This is a genomic window from Mesorhizobium loti CJ3sym (assembly GCF_000472785.1).
Taxonomy (GTDB): domain Bacteria; phylum Pseudomonadota; class Alphaproteobacteria; order Rhizobiales; family Rhizobiaceae; genus Mesorhizobium; species Mesorhizobium loti_E.
This window is the reverse complement of record NZ_AXAL01000026.1, coordinates 21,214-36,248: the sequence shown is the minus strand read 5'-3', so window position 1 is coordinate 36,248 and position 15,035 is coordinate 21,214. Positions and strand designations below refer to the sequence as shown.

The following is a 15,035-nucleotide window of genomic DNA, read 5'->3' as shown; positions in this document are numbered from 1 at the left end:
GCCTTAATCAGTCATATTTCGTTTTTTATTTCCAATGGACTTGGGGAAATAAGATGTTGACGGTCTACAATTGCATCGTGAACCAGCACGATCTGAGACTGGTCGCACTCGCCGCGCTGATCTGCGGAATTTCCTGTTTCTCTGCTGTCAGCCTGCTTCGCCACATCAGCCGCTCGGCGGACCGGAACCGGCTTGCCTGGCTGATGATTGCGGCCAGTTCGACCGGCTTCGGCATCTGGGCAACGCATTTCATCGCCATGCTCGCGTTCACGCCGGGCATACCCAGCGCCTACGATCCGGCGCTCTCCGTGCTTTCGCTCGCTGCTTCGGTCGCGCTGACGGCGGCTGGCATGTGGATCGCCACCTTGCGGGACGACTTCGAATATCATCTGGTCGGCGGCGCCGTTCTGGGTGGTGGCATCGCGGCCATGCATTACATCGGCATGGCGGCATTCGAGGTCCAGGGCCGGATCGAGTGGAATCTGCTGCTTGTCGCCGTATCCCTGCTGGCGGGCGTGATGCTCGCGGCGCTGGCGCTGCGTGTCGTGCTGCACCGCCCCTCCCTGGCCGCGACATCCGCCGGCGCGGCGCTGCTGACGCTGGCGATCTGCACCTTGCATTTCATCGGCATGGGTGCCGTCTCGATCTTTCCCGATTCCTCGATCGTCATATCCGAATACACGATCGAGCCGACCTCGCAGGCTTTCGCCGCGGCGGCCGCCACTATGGTGATCCTGGTGCTGTCGGCGTCGGCGCTGTGGATCGATTTGCGCTTCCGTCGCCAAAAGCTCGAAGTCGACCGCATGCACGGCCTGGCCAATGCCGCCGTGGAAGGCCTGATCGTCTGCGACGGCAACCGTATCGTCAGTGCCAATGACAGCATGGGCAAGCTGACCGGCACGCCGGCGGCAATGCTGGCCGGCACGGAACTGGGCGAGCTCTTCGACGAACGCACCGCAGCCGACGCGGCCAGCCTGGAAGGCCAGCCGCGGGAGGCGGAATTGAGGAACCGCGACGGAACTCGAATTCCGGTCGAGCTGATCGCCCGAAGCATCGACTATTGCGGCAAGCCCCACAACGTCATCGCCGTCCGCGACATTCGCGAACGCAAGAAGGCGGAGGAGGAAATCCTTCGCCTCGCCCATTTCGACCCGCTGACGGGACTTGCCAATCGCCGCTCCTTCTCCAGCCGTCTTGACGCGGAAATCGCATCCATGACCCGGATCGCCAATACCGGCAAGGGCGTCAAAGGCCGGCATCTTGCGCTTCTGCTGTTCGACCTCGACCGCTTCAAGGAGGTGAACGACCTTTACGGTCATGGCGCCGGCGATGCGATGCTGCAGAAAGTGGCGACCTGCGCGGCCGGCGTTCTGCGCCACGGCCAGATGCTTGCGCGCCTCGGCGGCGACGAATTTGCCATCATCGCGCCCGACCTGCCCGACCCGCAGGCGGCGGGCCGAATCGCCGGGTCGCTGCTCGCCGCCATGCGCGGGGAAAACCGGGCCGCGGTCGGCGGCGGCCTGGTCTCGGCCAGCATCGGCATCGCGATCTATCCGCTCGATGCCGAGGACCAGACCAGCCTGATCAGTCATGCCGACACAGCACTCTATCGCGCCAAGACCGAAGGCCGGGATACCTTTCGCTATTTCGAGGCGTCGATGGGCGCCGAGGCCCGCGACAAGCGGGTCATGGAGCACGAATTGCGCCAGGCCGTGTTGCGCGGCGAATTCTACCTCGTCTACCAGCCGCAGAAGGAGATCAGCAGCGGCAAGATGGTCGGCTTCGAAGCCCTGATCCGCTGGCGCCATCCAGAGCGCGGCGACGTTCCCCCGGGTATATTCATCCCGGTGGCCGAGGACAGCGGCGCTATCGGGCAGATCGGCGACTGGGTGCTCGACGCAGCCTGCGAGGAAGCCGCCCGCTGGGAAAATCCGTTGGCGGTCGCCGTCAACGTCTCCGCGGTACAACTTCACAATCCCAATTTCAGCCGCAAGGTGCACGAGACCTTGCTGAGAACAGGCCTCGCTGCCGCAAGGCTGGAACTTGAGATCACCGAGACCGCACTGGTGAAGGACATGCCACGTGCGCTGGCGACCTTGCGGCAGGTCAAGGCACTTGGCGTGCGCGTGGCTATGGACGATTTCGGTACCGGCTATTCCTCTCTTTCCAACCTGCGCGCGTTCCCCTTCGACAAGATCAAGATCGACTCCTCCTTCATCAAGGCGGTGGACACCAACGGCCAGGTGGCGGCGATCGTGCGCGCCGTGCTGGGGCTCGGGCGCGGCCTTGGCCTGCCGGTTCTTGCCGAAGGCGTCGAGACGCTGGGCGAGTTGAAGTTCCTGGACGCCGAAGCCTGCGAGATCGGCCAAGGCTACTATATCGGCAAGCCGGCGCCGATCGAGGCGTTTGACGACCTGACCGGCCACGGCAAGCGCACTCCGGCGCGCCCCCATCGCAAGGATGGCGGTGTCGTATTGCTCAAGTCAAAGGTGCGCTCGGCCTAGCCCTGGGAAAAGCGATACGCGCTTTTCCCAGGAAAACCGTTTTCACACTTTTCCTCGAATTGCTTGAATTTACGATCCGAGTGCCGTCTCGACCAGCCGCTTGGCATCAGGCCCCGACCATTCGGCCGGACCGTTCATATGGGCGATCAGGCAACCTTCGCCGTCGATCAGCATGGTGACGGGAAGGCCGAGCGCCAGGCCACGCGCCTTGAGGTCGTTGAACAGCGCCACCGTCGAATCCCGGTAGTAGCCAAGCGCCTCGACACCTGTGTCCTTGAGAAATTTCTTCGGCTTCTGATCGTCGCCGGCATCGACATTGACGGCGACGACCTGGAAGGCGTCGCTGCCCTTTTCCTTCTGCAGCGCATCGAGCGCCGGCATCTCGGCGCGGCACGGCGCGCACCAGGTCGCCCAGAGGTTGAGCAGCACCGTCTTGCCGGCATGATCGGCGATCGTCATCGGTTTGCCGTCCGGGCCATTGAAGGCAAGGCTCTTCAGGGATTGCGGCGGATCAGCGGGCAACAAAGCGGCGACCTCGCCGGTGGCGGCTGCCGCGACCTTCTTGGCGCGGTCGCTTTTGGCGGCGCAGGCGACGTCGTCCTTGCTGTCGCCGACAGCCACTTGGGGTGCGGCGTTGTTGCCAGAACGGCTCTCGCTGACATATACCGCGACCGCGCCGGCCAGTACTCCCGCCACCAGGGCGGCGAGGATCAGGCGCGGTGCCGGGAAAAATCTGTTTCCGTCTGCCATTTTCTCAAAACTGCTCCTAAGCACGGATTTTATAGCGATGAGCGACAAGAAGACCAGCAACCAGATGTGGGGCGGACGATTTGCCTCGGGTCCGGCCGCGATCATGGAAGCGATCAACGCGTCGATCTCGTTCGACCGCAAACTCTACGCACAAGACATCCGCGGCTCGATCGCTCATAGCGAGATGCTGGCGCAAACGGGCATTATTTCGGCGGCCGATCAAGAAAAAATCGCTCACGGGCTGAACACGATCCTGAAAGAGATCGAGGCCGGCACGTTCGAGTTTTCGACCAGGCTGGAAGACATCCACATGAATGTCGAGGCTCGCCTCGCCGACCTGATCGGCCCGGCCGCCGGCCGCTTGCACACCGCGCGCTCGCGCAACGACCAGGTGGCGGTCGATCTGAGGCTCTGGGTCAAGGACGAGTGCTTTCGCGTCGCCGAGGCGTTGAAAGGGCTAATCCAGGCGCTGCTGGACCGGGCCGAGGAACATGCGGCGACCGTGATGCCGGGCTTTACCCATATGCAGGCGGCGCAGCCGGTAACCTTCGGCCATCATTGCATGGCCTATGTCGAGATGTTTTCGCGCGACCTGTCGCGGACCCGCGATGCCATCGAACGCATGGACGAGAGCCCGCTGGGTGCTGCCGCCCTTGCCGGCACCAGCTTCCCCATCGACCGACACCAGACCGCCAAGGCGCTCGGCTTCCGCGAGCCGATGCGCAATTCGCTTGACAGCGTTTCGGATCGCGATTTCGCGCTGGAGTTCCTTGCCATGGCCGCGATCTGCGCCACGCATCTGTCGCGGCTGGCGGAAGAAATCATCATCTGGTCGACGCCGCAGTTCGGCTTCATCAGGCTGTCGGATAGTTTTTCCACCGGCTCCTCGATCATGCCGCAGAAGAAGAACCCCGACGCCGCCGAACTGGTGCGCGGCAAGACCGGACGCGTCACCGGTCACTTGGTCGGCCTGCTGACCGTGATGAAGGGTATGCCTTTGACCTATGGCAAGGACATGCAGGAAGACAAGGAATCCGTCTTCGATGCCGCCGAGACGCTCGACCTGATGCTGGCCGCGATGACCGGCATGGTCTCGGACATGACAGTCAACGCAGCGGCGATGAAGAAGGCCGCCGGCTCCGGCCACGCGACCGCGACCGACCTCGCCGACTGGCTGGTGCGCACGCTGGGCCTGCCGTTCCGCGAGGCGCATCACGTCACCGGCCGCGCCGTGGCCCTGGCCGAGGAGAAGAAGGTGAGCCTGGAGAAGCTTTCGCTCGAGGACCTGCAGTCGATCAATCCCGGCATCACATCCGATATCTTTTCTGTGCTGGCGGTGCAGAACTCGGTCAAGAGCCGCACCAGTTTCGGCGGCACCGCGCCGTCGGAGGTGAGGAAGCAGATCCGGCACTGGAAAAAGCGACTGGCGAAAGGCTGATGCCCCGATATTGCGACAGCAATATCCGGGGTGCAATACGTTGAGAACTCGGCTAAAAGCGGCGGCTGGCAAACATTTCGGACGGATGGATCGATGACCGGAAGCAGGATTTTGGTGACGCTGACGCTGCTGGCGGCGCTGGCTGTCGTTTCGGCTTGCGGCCGCAAGGCCGGTCTCGACACCCCCTATGAAGCCGCCGAACAGGCCCGCAAGGATGCCGAGAAGGCCAAGCAGCCGCTGCCGCCGGAGCCGGAGAAACCGGTCAAGGACAAGAAGTTCTTCCTCGACCCGCTGATCTAGAGCCGAGGGGACCGGGGCATTCCAGCCCGATCTCTTCGTGCTCCAACTTTCCGGAACCATTCTCGTGAACCATTTCGAATACCGCGACGGCGTGCTCCATGCCGAAGACGTGGCAATCCCCGATATCGCCGCGCAGGTCGGCACCCCCTTCTACTGTTATTCGACGGCCACGCTGACCCGGCACTACCGCGTGTTTGCCCAGGCCTTCGCCGGGCTCGACACGCAGGTCTGCTACGCCATGAAGGCCAACTCCAACCAGGCCGTGCTGCGCACCCTGGCGAAGCTTGGCGCCGGCGCCGACGTGGTCTCGGAAGGCGAACTGCGCCGCGCTTTGGCCGCCGGCATTCCGGCCGGCAAGATCCTGTTTTCGGGCGTCGGCAAGACCGCGCGCGAAATGGACTTTGCGCTCGAAGCTGGCATCCTCTGCTTCAACGTCGAATCCGAGCCGGAGCTTGAGCTGCTTTCGGCCCGAGCCACGGCGCTCGGGAAGGTGGCGCCGATCTCGCTGCGCATCAATCCCGATGTCGACGCCAAGACCCACAAGAAGATCTCCACCGGCAAGGCCGAGAACAAGTTCGGCATACCGTGGCAGCGGGCGCGGCAGGTCTATGCCCGCGCGGCAACGCTTCCGGGCATCAAGATCACCGGCATCGACACCCATATCGGCAGCCAGATCACCGAACTGCAGCCCTTCGACGACGCCTTCGCCCTGCTGGTCGATCTGGTCGGCACGCTGCGCGCCGACGGCCACGCCATCGAGCATGTCGATCTCGGCGGGGGACTTGGCATTCCCTACCGTGTCGACAACAATCCACCACCCCTGCCCGACGCCTATGCCCAGATCGTCAAAAAGCATGTCACCAAGCTCGGTTTGAAGGTGATGTTCGAGCCGGGCCGACTGATCGTTGGCAATGCGGGCATCCTGGTCTCGGAAGTGATTTTCGTGAAGGAAGGCGACGCGAAGAACTTTCTGGTCGTCGACGCCGCCATGAACGATTTGATCCGGCCTACGCTCTACGATGCCTTCCACGACATCAGGCCGGTCGTGCAGCCCCCGGCCGACACACCGCGCATGATGGTCGATGTGGTCGGCCAGGTCTGCGAGACCGGTGACTATCTCGGCCTCGATCGCGATCTGCCCAGGCTGAAGGCCGGCGACCTCGTTGCGGTTTCCACGGCCGGTGCCTACGGCGCCGTGCAGGCTGGTACCTACAACACCCGCCTGCTGGTGCCCGAGGTGCTGGTCGACGGCGACCGCTTCCACGTCGTGCGTCCACGCCTGACCTATGACGACCTGCTCGGCCTGGACTCGATTCCCGACTGGCTTGCATAGGTCGGTATTTTTTACGAGGAACAAGTCATGCCGCAGGGCAACACCGTTACACGCGAGCGCATCGCCGCGATGGAACCGCGCATCCGCCCCTATATCAGACACACACCGGTGTTGCGCGTCGACATGGCCGACTTCGACCGGCCGCCGCTGGCGGTCGACCTCAAGCTCGAATGCCTGCAGCATTCGGGCTCGTTCAAGGCGCGCGGCGCCTTCACCAATCTTCTGGAAAGGCCGGTTCCTGCGTCGGGCGTGGTTGCCGCATCGGGCGGCAATCATGGTGCCGCCGTCGCCTATGCCGCCAAGCGGCTTGGCCACAAGGCGACCATCTTCGTTCCCGAAGTGAGCCCACAGGCCAAGCTGGACCGCATCCGCTCCTATGGCGCCGAGTTGGTCGTCGGCGGCGCCCGCTATGCCGAGGCGCTGGCCGCCAGCGAACGTTTCGCCGATGAGACCGGAGCGTTGCAGATTCATGCCTTCAACCAGGAGGAAACGCTCGTCGGCCAGGGCACGCTCGGGCTCGAAATCGAGAACGATCTGCCTGAGATCGACACGCTGCTGGTCGCCGTCGGCGGTGGCGGCCTGATCGGCGGTATCGCCGCCTGGTATGCCGGCCGCATCCGCATCATCGCGATCGAGCCCGAAGGCGCGCCGACGCTTCATCGCGCCTTCGAGGCCGGCCATCCGGTCGACGCGCCGGCCGAGGGCATCGCCGCCGATTCGCTGGCGCCAAAGCGCGTCGGCGAAATGATGTTCCCGATCGCCGAAGCCTTCGTCGAACGCTCCATCCTGGTCAGCGACGACGACATCATCGCCGCCCAGAAGGCGCTGTGGAACCGGGTGCGCATCATCTCCGAGCCGGGAGGTGCCGCCGCCTTCGCCGCAATCCTGTCCGGCCTTTATAAGCCGGCATCGGGCGAACGCGTGGCTGTGCTGGTCTGTGGCGCCAACGCGAACCCCGCTACCTTCTGACCTGAAACCATTCGGCCCGGCTTCACGTTTTTTCAAACTGCCTCGCCTTTGCCGTGTTTGCTGGTATTCTTCGAGTCGTGAGGCTGGGGCTATTTCGCCCCTCCCATGGAAGAGCTGATGACGGAACGACCCAGTTTCAGCAACGACGGCGGCCTGGCCGGGCGTCTGGCCTTGAGCAGGCTTGCGACACGGGTCTCGATGATGGTCGAGCGCGGCTGGCCGCTGCTGCTGCCGCTAATCATTGTGGCCAGCCTGTTCCTGAGCATCTCCTGGTTCGGTATTTTCTCGCGGCTGCCGGATGTGGTGCGCATCGGCCTTGTCGCGGCGTTCGGCATCGCCGCACTGGCAGCGCTTTATCCGCTGCGCTTCTTCCACATGCCTGGTGCCGCCGAAGTCGATCGCCGCATCGAGGCCGCCAACCAACTGCTGCACAGCCCCGTGCTGGTTCAAACCGACCGGCCAAGCGGCCGGGAGAGCAGCTTTTCGCAGGCGCTTTGGCGCGAACACCAGAAGCGCATGGCCGGAAAGCTCGACAGCCTCGGCGCCGACCTGCCGCGCACGCGCGTGCCGGAGCGCGACCCCTGGGGGCTGCGCGCCGTGGCGGCACTCCTGCTTGTCACCGCCTTTGCCTTCTCCTTCGGGCCGACCGGCGGCAAGATGGCCGACGGCTTCAGTGCCCATGGCGTGCACGACGCCGTGCCGCCACGCATCGACGCCTGGGTGACACCGCCGGCCTATACCGGCAAGCCGCCGATTTTCCTGACCGCCGACGCCAACCAGGCGACGCCAACGTTTCACGTGCCCGAGGGGAGCGACGTCTCCCTGCGCGTTACCGGAGGTTCGGGCGAGGAGACGCTTGCCTATGCCGACAAGGACGGCAATTCGCGCGCCATCGACCCGGCCAGTCCGCAGGCAGCCACCGCCAAGGCTGGCGCAACTGCGGCACCGCCGTCCCCCGCCTCGCCTTCCAATGTTCGCCAGTTCACCGGCAAGCTGACCGGCGACGGCACGCTGACACTGAAATCGGGCGAGGACCAGCTTGGCCGCTGGGCCTTCGCGGTGATTGCGGACAAGCCACCGCAGATCCGCTTCGTCGGCGAGCCAAAGCGCGCCGCCAACGGCGCCTTCGAACTCAACTACCAGATCGACGACGATTATGGCGCCGCCACCGCCAAGGCGGTCTTTGCGCTGGCCGATCCGCAGGCGCCGGACGCACACCCGCTCTATGGCCCGCCCGAAATGCCGCTGACGCTGCCGCGCCGCGGCGGCAAGTCGAACGCCGCCAAGACCACCAAGGACCTGACCGAGCATGTCTGGGCCGGCAACAGCATCAAGCTGACGCTGGTCGCCACCGACGACGCCGGACACACCGCCTCCAGCGAGACCAAGACGCTTGTGATGCCCGAGCGGCCTTTCGCCAACCCGCTGGCGCGGGCGGTGATCGAACAACGCCGCCTGCTGGCGCTCGACGTCAATGCCAAACCACGCGTGTTCGACCTGATCGACGCCATCACGCTGCGCCCGGAAGACACGTTCGACAACATGTCCAACTACCTCGGCATCATGAGCGCGCGCAGCCGGCTGAAGATTGCCGACAGCGACGACCAGCTGCGCAATGTGGTTTCTTATCTCTGGGAGATCGCGCTCGGCATCGAGGAAGGCAACCTCTCGGCCGCGGAAAAGCGGCTGCGCCAGGCGCAGCAGGCGCTGCAGGATGCGATCAAGAACGGCGCCAGCGACCAGGAAATCGAAAAGGCGATGAAGGAACTGCGCGAGGCGATGAACCAGTTCCTGCAGGAATTCGCCGAGCGCGCCAAGCAGAACCCGAACGCGCCGCAAATGCAGCAGAACGGCCAGGAACTGCGCCAGAGCGACATCGACCGCATGATGGACCAGATCGAGAACCTGGCGAAATCAGGCGACCGCGACAAGGCCCAGCAATTGCTGTCGCAACTGCAGGACATGATGAACAATCTCCAGGCCGGCCGTCAGCAACAGGGTGGCGAGCAGGACAGTCAGATGCGCCAGCAGATGGACAAGCTCGGCGATATCCTGCGGCGCCAGCAGGAGATGATGAACGACACCTTCCGCATGGACCAGATGCACCGTGGCAAGAACCCCAACGATCAGTCTGGCAGCGGCCAGGACCAGGATTTGCCGGGCGTTGGCCAGGACCGCGATCCGCTCGCGAGGCCCAAGCCGATGACGCCGCAAGAATACGCCGATGCGCTGAAGCAGCTTCAGGAAGGCCAGGGCCAGCTGAAGGGCGATCTAGATAAGCTGAAGAAGGGCCTCGAAGGCATGGGCATGGAGCCCAACGAAGGCTTTGGCGAGGCCGGCAAATCCATGGGCAACGCCGAACAGGCGCTTGGCGAGGGCCAGGGCGACGAGGCCGTCGGCCACCAGGGCCGGGCACTGGAGGCGCTGCGCAAGGGCGCCAAGGACATGATGAAGCAGATGCAGGCCATGCAGGGCGACCAGGGCGGCAGCCAGGAAGGTGGCCGCCAACAGGATGCCGACCGTGACCCGCTCGGCCGGCCGCGCGCCAGCCAGGGTCCCGATTTCGGCGATTCGGTGAAAGTTCCCGACGAAATCGACGTCCAGCGCGCCCGCCAGATCCTGGAGGCGATCCGCAAGCGGCTCGGCAATGCGCTCAGCCCTGATATCGAGCGCAGCTATCTGGAGCGGCTGCTGGAGCTGAAATAGGAAAATCCGAGAGCGACCGGCCGAATTTCCATGAAGCCGTCGGCTCTTGCTACCGGTTGACGAACGCCTCGCGGATCGCCTCTTGCATGCCGTCGATCGCCTCGCCTGACGCATTCGGGTTGCGGTGCATCACCACATTGGAGGAATCGATGTCGCCGAACCCGTCGGCGGAGGTCAACTCGCGGCAGCCGTCCGGAATGTTGCTGCGCGAGATCGGCGCGATCGCCAATCCCGAGGTGACGGCAAGCTTCAGGCCGCCGGTGGTGTCGCTGGTATAGGCGACACGATAGGCAAGACCACGCTGCTCAAGCGATTTGATGGCGAAGTCCTTGCACCAGCTGGCCCGGTTGTAGAGCGCGATCGGCACCGGGCGCTCCTCATGCATGTGATGCAGGCTCGATGTCACCCAGACAGTTGGGTCGTGCATCAGCACTTCGCCGCTGGAAGGGTCCTGCCATTCGAACACCACGCACAAATCGAGTTCGCCGGCGGCGAGCGCCGCGATCTGAGCCTCCGAATGCGCATAGCGCACGGTGACCTCGACCTTGGTGTGACGCTTCGAGAATGCGCCGAGCGCACGCGACAGGATGGCGTGGCCATATTCCTCGGGAATGCCGATGCGCACCGGCCCGCCAAGCGGCGCTGCCGCCATCGACGCCGCCGTTTCGTCGAGCAGCGAGACGATGCGGCGGGCGTTGACGATGAGTTCGCCACCACGCCGCGTCAGGGAGACGCCGCGCGAGCCGCGCTCGAACAGGCTGTCGCCGACCAGCTCCTCGAGCTTCTTCATCTGCATCGACACGGCCGACTGGGTGCGGCCGGCCTGCTCGGCTGCCCTGGTGAAATTGCCGGCCTCGGCGATGGCGACGAAGGTGCGCAAGAGATCGCTGTCGAGGGTTGGACGCATGATATCCATCATAAGCAAATTTGATTGCTGGTATCATTCCAATTCGTTTGCAACATGTCAAACGCCGGAGGATAGTTGCTTCACCCATTGGATATGCGGCTGCGAAATCAGCGGCGGACCAATAAAGAGTCCTCACTCGTGCCCGCTGCCCGAAACGGTGGCGGGTTCTTTTTACTCCGCAGGCGGCAGCTTCGGATCATACGCGCAGGAGCCGGAACGCAGATGCAGAATAGGATGGTGCGCGGCATCCTGAGCCTGTGTCTGGGCGTGCTGGTGTTCTCGCTGCAGGACCCGCTCGTCAAAGCCGTGTCGAGCGGTTACCCGGTGACCGAGGTGATGGCGATCCGCTCGATCGTCGCCCTGCCGATCCTGATCGTCCTCGTCCACGCCGATGTCGGGCTGTCGGCAATCCTGTCGAAGCGGTTTGGCCTACTGACGATCCGCGCCTTCATCCAGTTCACCTCCTACACGGTGTATTATCTGGCCATCGCCGCGCTGCCGCTGGCCGACGCCGTGGCGCTCTATTTCATGGCGCCGCTGTTCATCATGGCACTGGCCGGCCCCTATCTCGGCGAACGCGTGTCCTGGCGGACGCTGGCGACTGTGCTGATCGGACTGGTTGGCGTCATCGTCATGGTGCGTCCCGGCGCCGGGCTGTTCGACTGGGCGGCGCTGCTGTCGCTGGGCTCGGCGGCGCTCTACGGTTTCTCGCAGTTGATGGCTCGCAAGATCGGCGATACCGAATCATCCACCGTGATGGCCTTCTATCAGAATGGCGCTTATCTCATCGGCGCTGCCGTGGTTGCCGGCACATTCCATCTCGCCGGCATAACCCACGCCGTCCATCCCAGCGTGGAATTCCTGGTGCGGCCGTGGATATGGCCGACGCTGCCGGATTTCCTCAAGATGGCCGCCTGCGGTTTCGTCGCCTCCGCCGGCATGATCCTTCTGTCGCAGGGCTACAGGCTGGCGCCGGCCAATCGGGTCGCAACCTTCGAATACACCGGCATCCTGTGGTCGCCGCTCTGGGGTTTTCTGTTCTTCGCCGAGGTGCCGCGGTCGACGACAGTGATTGGCGCCGCCCTGATCATCGGCGCCGGCCTGCTGGCGCTCAACACAGGACGGCGCAAGAGCGGAGCGTCGGTACTCACCGCCACTGGCGACACGGCATGAAATTGGGTTTCAACCGGACAGAATCTCGATGAAGCGCTGGACGATTGGCCGGGTCGGCGAGTTGGTCTTGTCCAGTTCGAGAAACTTCTTGTAGGCGGCGATTGCTTCGGGCTTGCGACCAGTGTCGCGGTAGCTGTCGCCGAGCGCGCTGTAGATGTCGGCCTTGTCGGGCGCCAGCTTCACCGCCGTATCCAGCGCCTCCAACGCTTCTTTCTGCTGGCTGAGCGCCTGCAGGCAGCGGGCATATTCCAGCCAGTAGCCAGCATTGCCGGGCTCTATGGTCTTGGCGCGATCGTAACGTTGCGCGGCGGCATCCCATTTGTGCAGCAAGGCCAGCAGGTTGGCATCCTGCGCCTGCGCCTCGGCATTTTGCGGAGAATAGTCGGCTGCATCGCGGAAAACCTTTTCAGCCTCTTCATAATTACCATCGCCGATATACATCGACGCCAGATAGGCGAAGGCCACGATGTAGCCGGGATCGAGTTCGAGCGAACGGCGCAACAGGGCGACGCCCTGCTCCTTGCGCCCGCGATCGAGCTCGATCTTGCCGGCCTTGGCATAATAGCGCGGATTTTCCGGATCGAGGTCGGCCGCCGCGGTCAGGAATTTGATTGCCTCGTCGGGCTGCTTGCGGGCCATCGCTATGTCGGAGAAACCTTCGACGGCAAGCGCATTGCCTGCATCGCGGCCATGCACCTCGTTGAACTCAGCCTGGCCTCCGTCAAGGTCGCCGGAGACACGCAGCACATTTCCCAGATTGAGGCGCGCCGGCAGAAAACCGGCATCGAGCGCGATCGCTGCCTTGAAATCCTCGATGGCCGCCGGCAGGTCGTTGGCATTGTAGCGGATGAGGCCGACGAGATTGTAGGCCCATTTGGCATCCTTGTGGTGCGAGCGGATCAGCCGCCGCGCCAGCGTGGTTGCCCGCAGCGGCTCCTTTTCGGCATCGGCCGCAATGGCGATGAACGGATCGAGCGTCGCCATGATGCTGGAAGCGGCGTCGGCGAAATATTCCCGCTCGGACCGGTCGCCGATCGGCGGCAGATCGATGATCTCGACCGTGTCGCGCACGACCCGCAGACGCAGACGCAGGCCGGAGCGGCCGCATGCCGAGTCGGCACAGACGAATTCTCCGGAAATGCGCGTCTCATACGCGTTGAACAGCCGGCGCACGTGGAAAATCAGCGATTCGATCGAGAAGCCCGAATCGGGAAAGGAAAACTCGACGCGGCGCGATTGCGGGATGGCGCTGATGCTTGCCTTGCTCGTCTTGGCCTTCGCGGTGACGTCCTGCAGCCCGTCCCACACCCGGCTTGCCGCGACATCGGCGGTCAGCCCTTCCTTGCTGAGCGTCTCGGGAACGGCGATGGGTTCGATGACCACCTCGTCTCGACGGAACTGGCTGACCAGCACCGGAAAGACGACGATGACGGCGACCAGGAAAAGCGCGTTCAGGAAAATGCTGCGAACCGTCGTCGACCACGTGTCGAACCCTGAAAGTGAAAACCTTTCGCGCAGGCGTCGCCGCTGCTCCGGCGGTGATGCCGGCGCTTCCGCGCTTGCAGGCTGTTCGTCCGCCGTCGATTCCACCTTGCGACGCTGACGCGCCATGCCACCCACCCCGACTTGCCCCAGATCATATTAGGGGATGCGAAGATAGATTGTCACGTGGCACGGCTTTTTTGCGACGGCGTGGTTACCGCCATGCAGGGCTAGCGCACCAGCCAGATGTTCAGCCTAAGCGAAGCAGGCGATCGCCTTGTCCACCCGGGCACGGATTTCGGCCAGTGTGAACGGCTTCTGCACGACATCGAGGATGATGCCGTCCAACTCCTCGGCGCGCTCGCGCTGATCGGCATAGCCGGTCATCAGCATGATCTTCATCGCCGGATAAAGGGCCGCCGCCGCGATCGCCATCTCGATGCCGTCCATCTCCGGCATGCGGATGTCGGAGACCACGAGATCGTAGCCACCATGGGCGGCCCGGATCATCGAAAGCCCCTGCGCGCCATCCGCGGCGATATCGATTGCGTGGCCGGCGCGTTCGAGCGCGCGGGCTGCGAGGGTGCGGACGGACTCATCGTCCTCGACGATCAGAAGCTTTGCCATGGCAGGCATATTTGGCGGGGAAAAGTTGACTTTTCCTGAAAGCTCCCAGTGTCCGACCAGGCTAATTTTTCCGGCATCGTTAAGGGCTTTTTCAGTATTCGCCAGTGCCGGGTGCTGGCCTCACGCGTCGCCTTTTACGACACCCACGAACGGCAATTCGCGGAAGGCGTGGGCAACGTCCATGCCGTAGCCGACGACGAAATAATCGGGGCAGTCGAAGCCGACATAGTCGGCGACGAGCGCGGTCTGGCGGCGCATGCGCTTGTCGAGCAGCACGGCGATGGAACAGCTTTTGGCGCCGCGCGACAGCATCAGGTCGCGGGTGAAGGTCAGCGTCTTGCCGGATTCGAGAATGTCGTCGATCAGGAGCACGTCGCGGCCGGCAACCTCATTGTCGATGTCGCGCAGCACCCTTACCTCGCCGCTGGTGGTGCCGGCGCCATAGCTTGAAATGAAGATGAACTCGACTTCCGGCGACAGGCCGACATCATGCATGGCGCGGATCAGGTCGGCGGCGAAGATGAACGAGCCCTTCAGCACCGAAATCACCAAGAGATCGTGATAATCGTGCTCGGCGATCTCCTTGGCGAGCTCTAGATTGCGCCGCGCGATCGCCGACGCCGAAAACAGGACCTCGATGTCCTTGTCGCGTACGATTGGCATTTTTCGCCCCCTCAAGTTTTTACCCAAACGCCCTAACACTGAGCGTGTGTTGAGATTCAGGTCAGGCCGAGCCGAAAACGGTGGTTTCCGAGAACCGGAGCGGAGCGTACTTTCCGTACGTGAGCACCGGAAGCGCAGGGAACCGCCGTTTGCAGGCCGGCCTCCCCTGAATATCGACACACG

12 protein-coding genes are annotated in these 15,035 nt (G+C 63.7%); 7 read left to right on the top strand and 5 right to left on the bottom strand.

Features of this window, described 5'->3' with window-relative positions; all coding sequences use genetic code 11:
• Positions 1-53: 53 nt before the first annotated feature.
• Positions 54-2,504 (top strand): sensor domain-containing diguanylate cyclase, encoded by a 2,451-nt coding sequence (locus tag A3A9_RS0128945; protein WP_027061753.1) that lies wholly within the window; start codon positions 54-56, stop codon positions 2,502-2,504.
• A gap of 69 nt (positions 2,505-2,573) precedes the next feature.
• Here the strand turns inward: A3A9_RS0128945 and tlpA are convergent, their stop codons facing one another.
• The gene (tlpA, locus tag A3A9_RS0128940; protein ID WP_027061752.1) at positions 2,574-3,254 is read right to left on the bottom strand and encodes a thiol:disulfide interchange protein TlpA; all 681 of its coding nucleotides are present in this window, start codon (positions 3,252-3,254) and stop codon (positions 2,574-2,576) included.
• Positions 3,255-3,291: 37 nt separating this feature from the next.
• Between tlpA and argH the strand changes: the two genes are divergently transcribed.
• From argH to A3A9_RS0128915, 5 genes are all read left to right on the top strand, one after another.
• Entirely contained in the window at positions 3,292-4,692 is a 1,401-nt protein-coding gene (gene argH / locus A3A9_RS0128935) for an argininosuccinate lyase (protein ID WP_033838856.1), read from the top strand.
• Positions 4,693-4,785: 93 nt separating this feature from the next.
• The gene (locus A3A9_RS0128930) at positions 4,786-4,992 is read left to right on the top strand and encodes a hypothetical protein (protein ID WP_027031261.1); all 207 of its coding nucleotides are present in this window, start codon (positions 4,786-4,788) and stop codon (positions 4,990-4,992) included.
• A 64-nt stretch (positions 4,993-5,056) separates the two neighbouring features.
• Positions 5,057-6,325 (top strand): diaminopimelate decarboxylase, encoded by a 1,269-nt coding sequence (lysA, locus tag A3A9_RS0128925; protein WP_027061750.1) that lies wholly within the window; start codon positions 5,057-5,059, stop codon positions 6,323-6,325.
• Positions 6,326-6,352: 27 nt separating this feature from the next.
• On the top strand, positions 6,353-7,294 hold the full coding sequence (locus A3A9_RS0128920) for a threonine/serine dehydratase (RefSeq protein WP_027061749.1): 942 nt from the start codon (positions 6,353-6,355) through the stop codon (positions 7,292-7,294).
• Positions 7,295-7,411: 117 nt separating this feature from the next.
• A complete protein-coding gene (locus tag A3A9_RS0128915) occupies positions 7,412-10,000 on the top strand; it encodes a TIGR02302 family protein (protein ID WP_027061748.1) in 2,589 nt (862 codons plus the stop codon).
• A 49-nt stretch (positions 10,001-10,049) separates the two neighbouring features.
• Here A3A9_RS0128915 and A3A9_RS0128910 read toward each other — a convergent pair whose 3' ends face one another.
• The gene (locus A3A9_RS0128910) at positions 10,050-10,907 is read right to left on the bottom strand and encodes a LysR family transcriptional regulator (protein WP_027061747.1); all 858 of its coding nucleotides are present in this window, start codon (positions 10,905-10,907) and stop codon (positions 10,050-10,052) included.
• Positions 10,908-11,129: 222 nt separating this feature from the next.
• Here A3A9_RS0128910 and A3A9_RS0128905 point away from each other — a divergent pair, with 222 nt between their 5' ends.
• Positions 11,130-12,080: a DMT family transporter gene (locus A3A9_RS0128905; protein ID WP_027061746.1), complete on the top strand. Its 951-nt coding sequence runs from the start codon at positions 11,130-11,132 to the stop codon at positions 12,078-12,080.
• A 9-nt stretch (positions 12,081-12,089) separates the two neighbouring features.
• On the opposite strand, the gene A3A9_RS0128900 is transcribed toward A3A9_RS0128905, so the two are convergent.
• The 3 genes from A3A9_RS0128900 to hpt all read right to left on the bottom strand — a co-directional run bounded on the left by A3A9_RS0128900 (position 12,090) and on the right by hpt (position 14,852).
• Positions 12,090-13,691, bottom strand: coding sequence for a tetratricopeptide repeat protein (locus A3A9_RS0128900; RefSeq protein ID WP_027061745.1), 1,602 nt, complete (start codon positions 13,689-13,691; stop codon positions 12,090-12,092).
• A 126-nt stretch (positions 13,692-13,817) separates the two neighbouring features.
• Positions 13,818-14,189, bottom strand: coding sequence for a response regulator (locus tag A3A9_RS0128895; RefSeq protein ID WP_027061744.1), 372 nt, complete (start codon positions 14,187-14,189; stop codon positions 13,818-13,820).
• 120 nt (positions 14,190-14,309) lie between these two features.
• Positions 14,310-14,852 carry a hypoxanthine phosphoribosyltransferase gene (hpt, locus tag A3A9_RS0128890; RefSeq protein WP_027031270.1) on the bottom strand — a complete coding sequence of 181 codons (543 nt, stop codon included), beginning with the start codon at positions 14,850-14,852 and terminating at the stop codon, positions 14,310-14,312.
• Positions 14,853-15,035 lie beyond the last annotated feature (183 nt).

What these genes read in the sequence shown, in the direction of transcription:
- A3A9_RS0128910 (WP_027061747.1), bottom strand. Translation starts at nt 10,907, where the DNA reads ATGCGTCCAACCCTCGACAGCGATCTCTTGCGCACCTTCGTCGCCATC.
- A3A9_RS0128900 (WP_027061745.1), bottom strand. Translation starts at nt 13,691, where the DNA reads ATGGCGCGTCAGCGTCGCAAGGTGGAATCGACGGCGGACGAACAGCCT.
- argH (WP_033838856.1), top strand. Translation starts at nt 3,292, where the DNA reads ATGAGCGACAAGAAGACCAGCAACCAGATGTGGGGCGGACGATTTGCC.
- A3A9_RS0128905 (WP_027061746.1), top strand. Translation starts at nt 11,130, where the DNA reads ATGCAGAATAGGATGGTGCGCGGCATCCTGAGCCTGTGTCTGGGCGTG.
- A3A9_RS0128915 (WP_027061748.1), top strand. Translation starts at nt 7,412, where the DNA reads ATGACGGAACGACCCAGTTTCAGCAACGACGGCGGCCTGGCCGGGCGT.
- A3A9_RS0128930 (WP_027031261.1), top strand. Translation starts at nt 4,786, where the DNA reads ATGACCGGAAGCAGGATTTTGGTGACGCTGACGCTGCTGGCGGCGCTG.
- A3A9_RS0128895 (WP_027061744.1), bottom strand. Translation starts at nt 14,189, where the DNA reads ATGGCAAAGCTTCTGATCGTCGAGGACGATGAGTCCGTCCGCACCCTC.
- tlpA (WP_027061752.1), bottom strand. Translation starts at nt 3,254, where the DNA reads ATGGCAGACGGAAACAGATTTTTCCCGGCACCGCGCCTGATCCTCGCC.
- A3A9_RS0128945 (WP_027061753.1), top strand. Translation starts at nt 54, where the DNA reads ATGTTGACGGTCTACAATTGCATCGTGAACCAGCACGATCTGAGACTG.
- hpt (WP_027031270.1), bottom strand. Translation starts at nt 14,852, where the DNA reads ATGCCAATCGTACGCGACAAGGACATCGAGGTCCTGTTTTCGGCGTCG.
- A3A9_RS0128920 (WP_027061749.1), top strand. Translation starts at nt 6,353, where the DNA reads ATGCCGCAGGGCAACACCGTTACACGCGAGCGCATCGCCGCGATGGAA.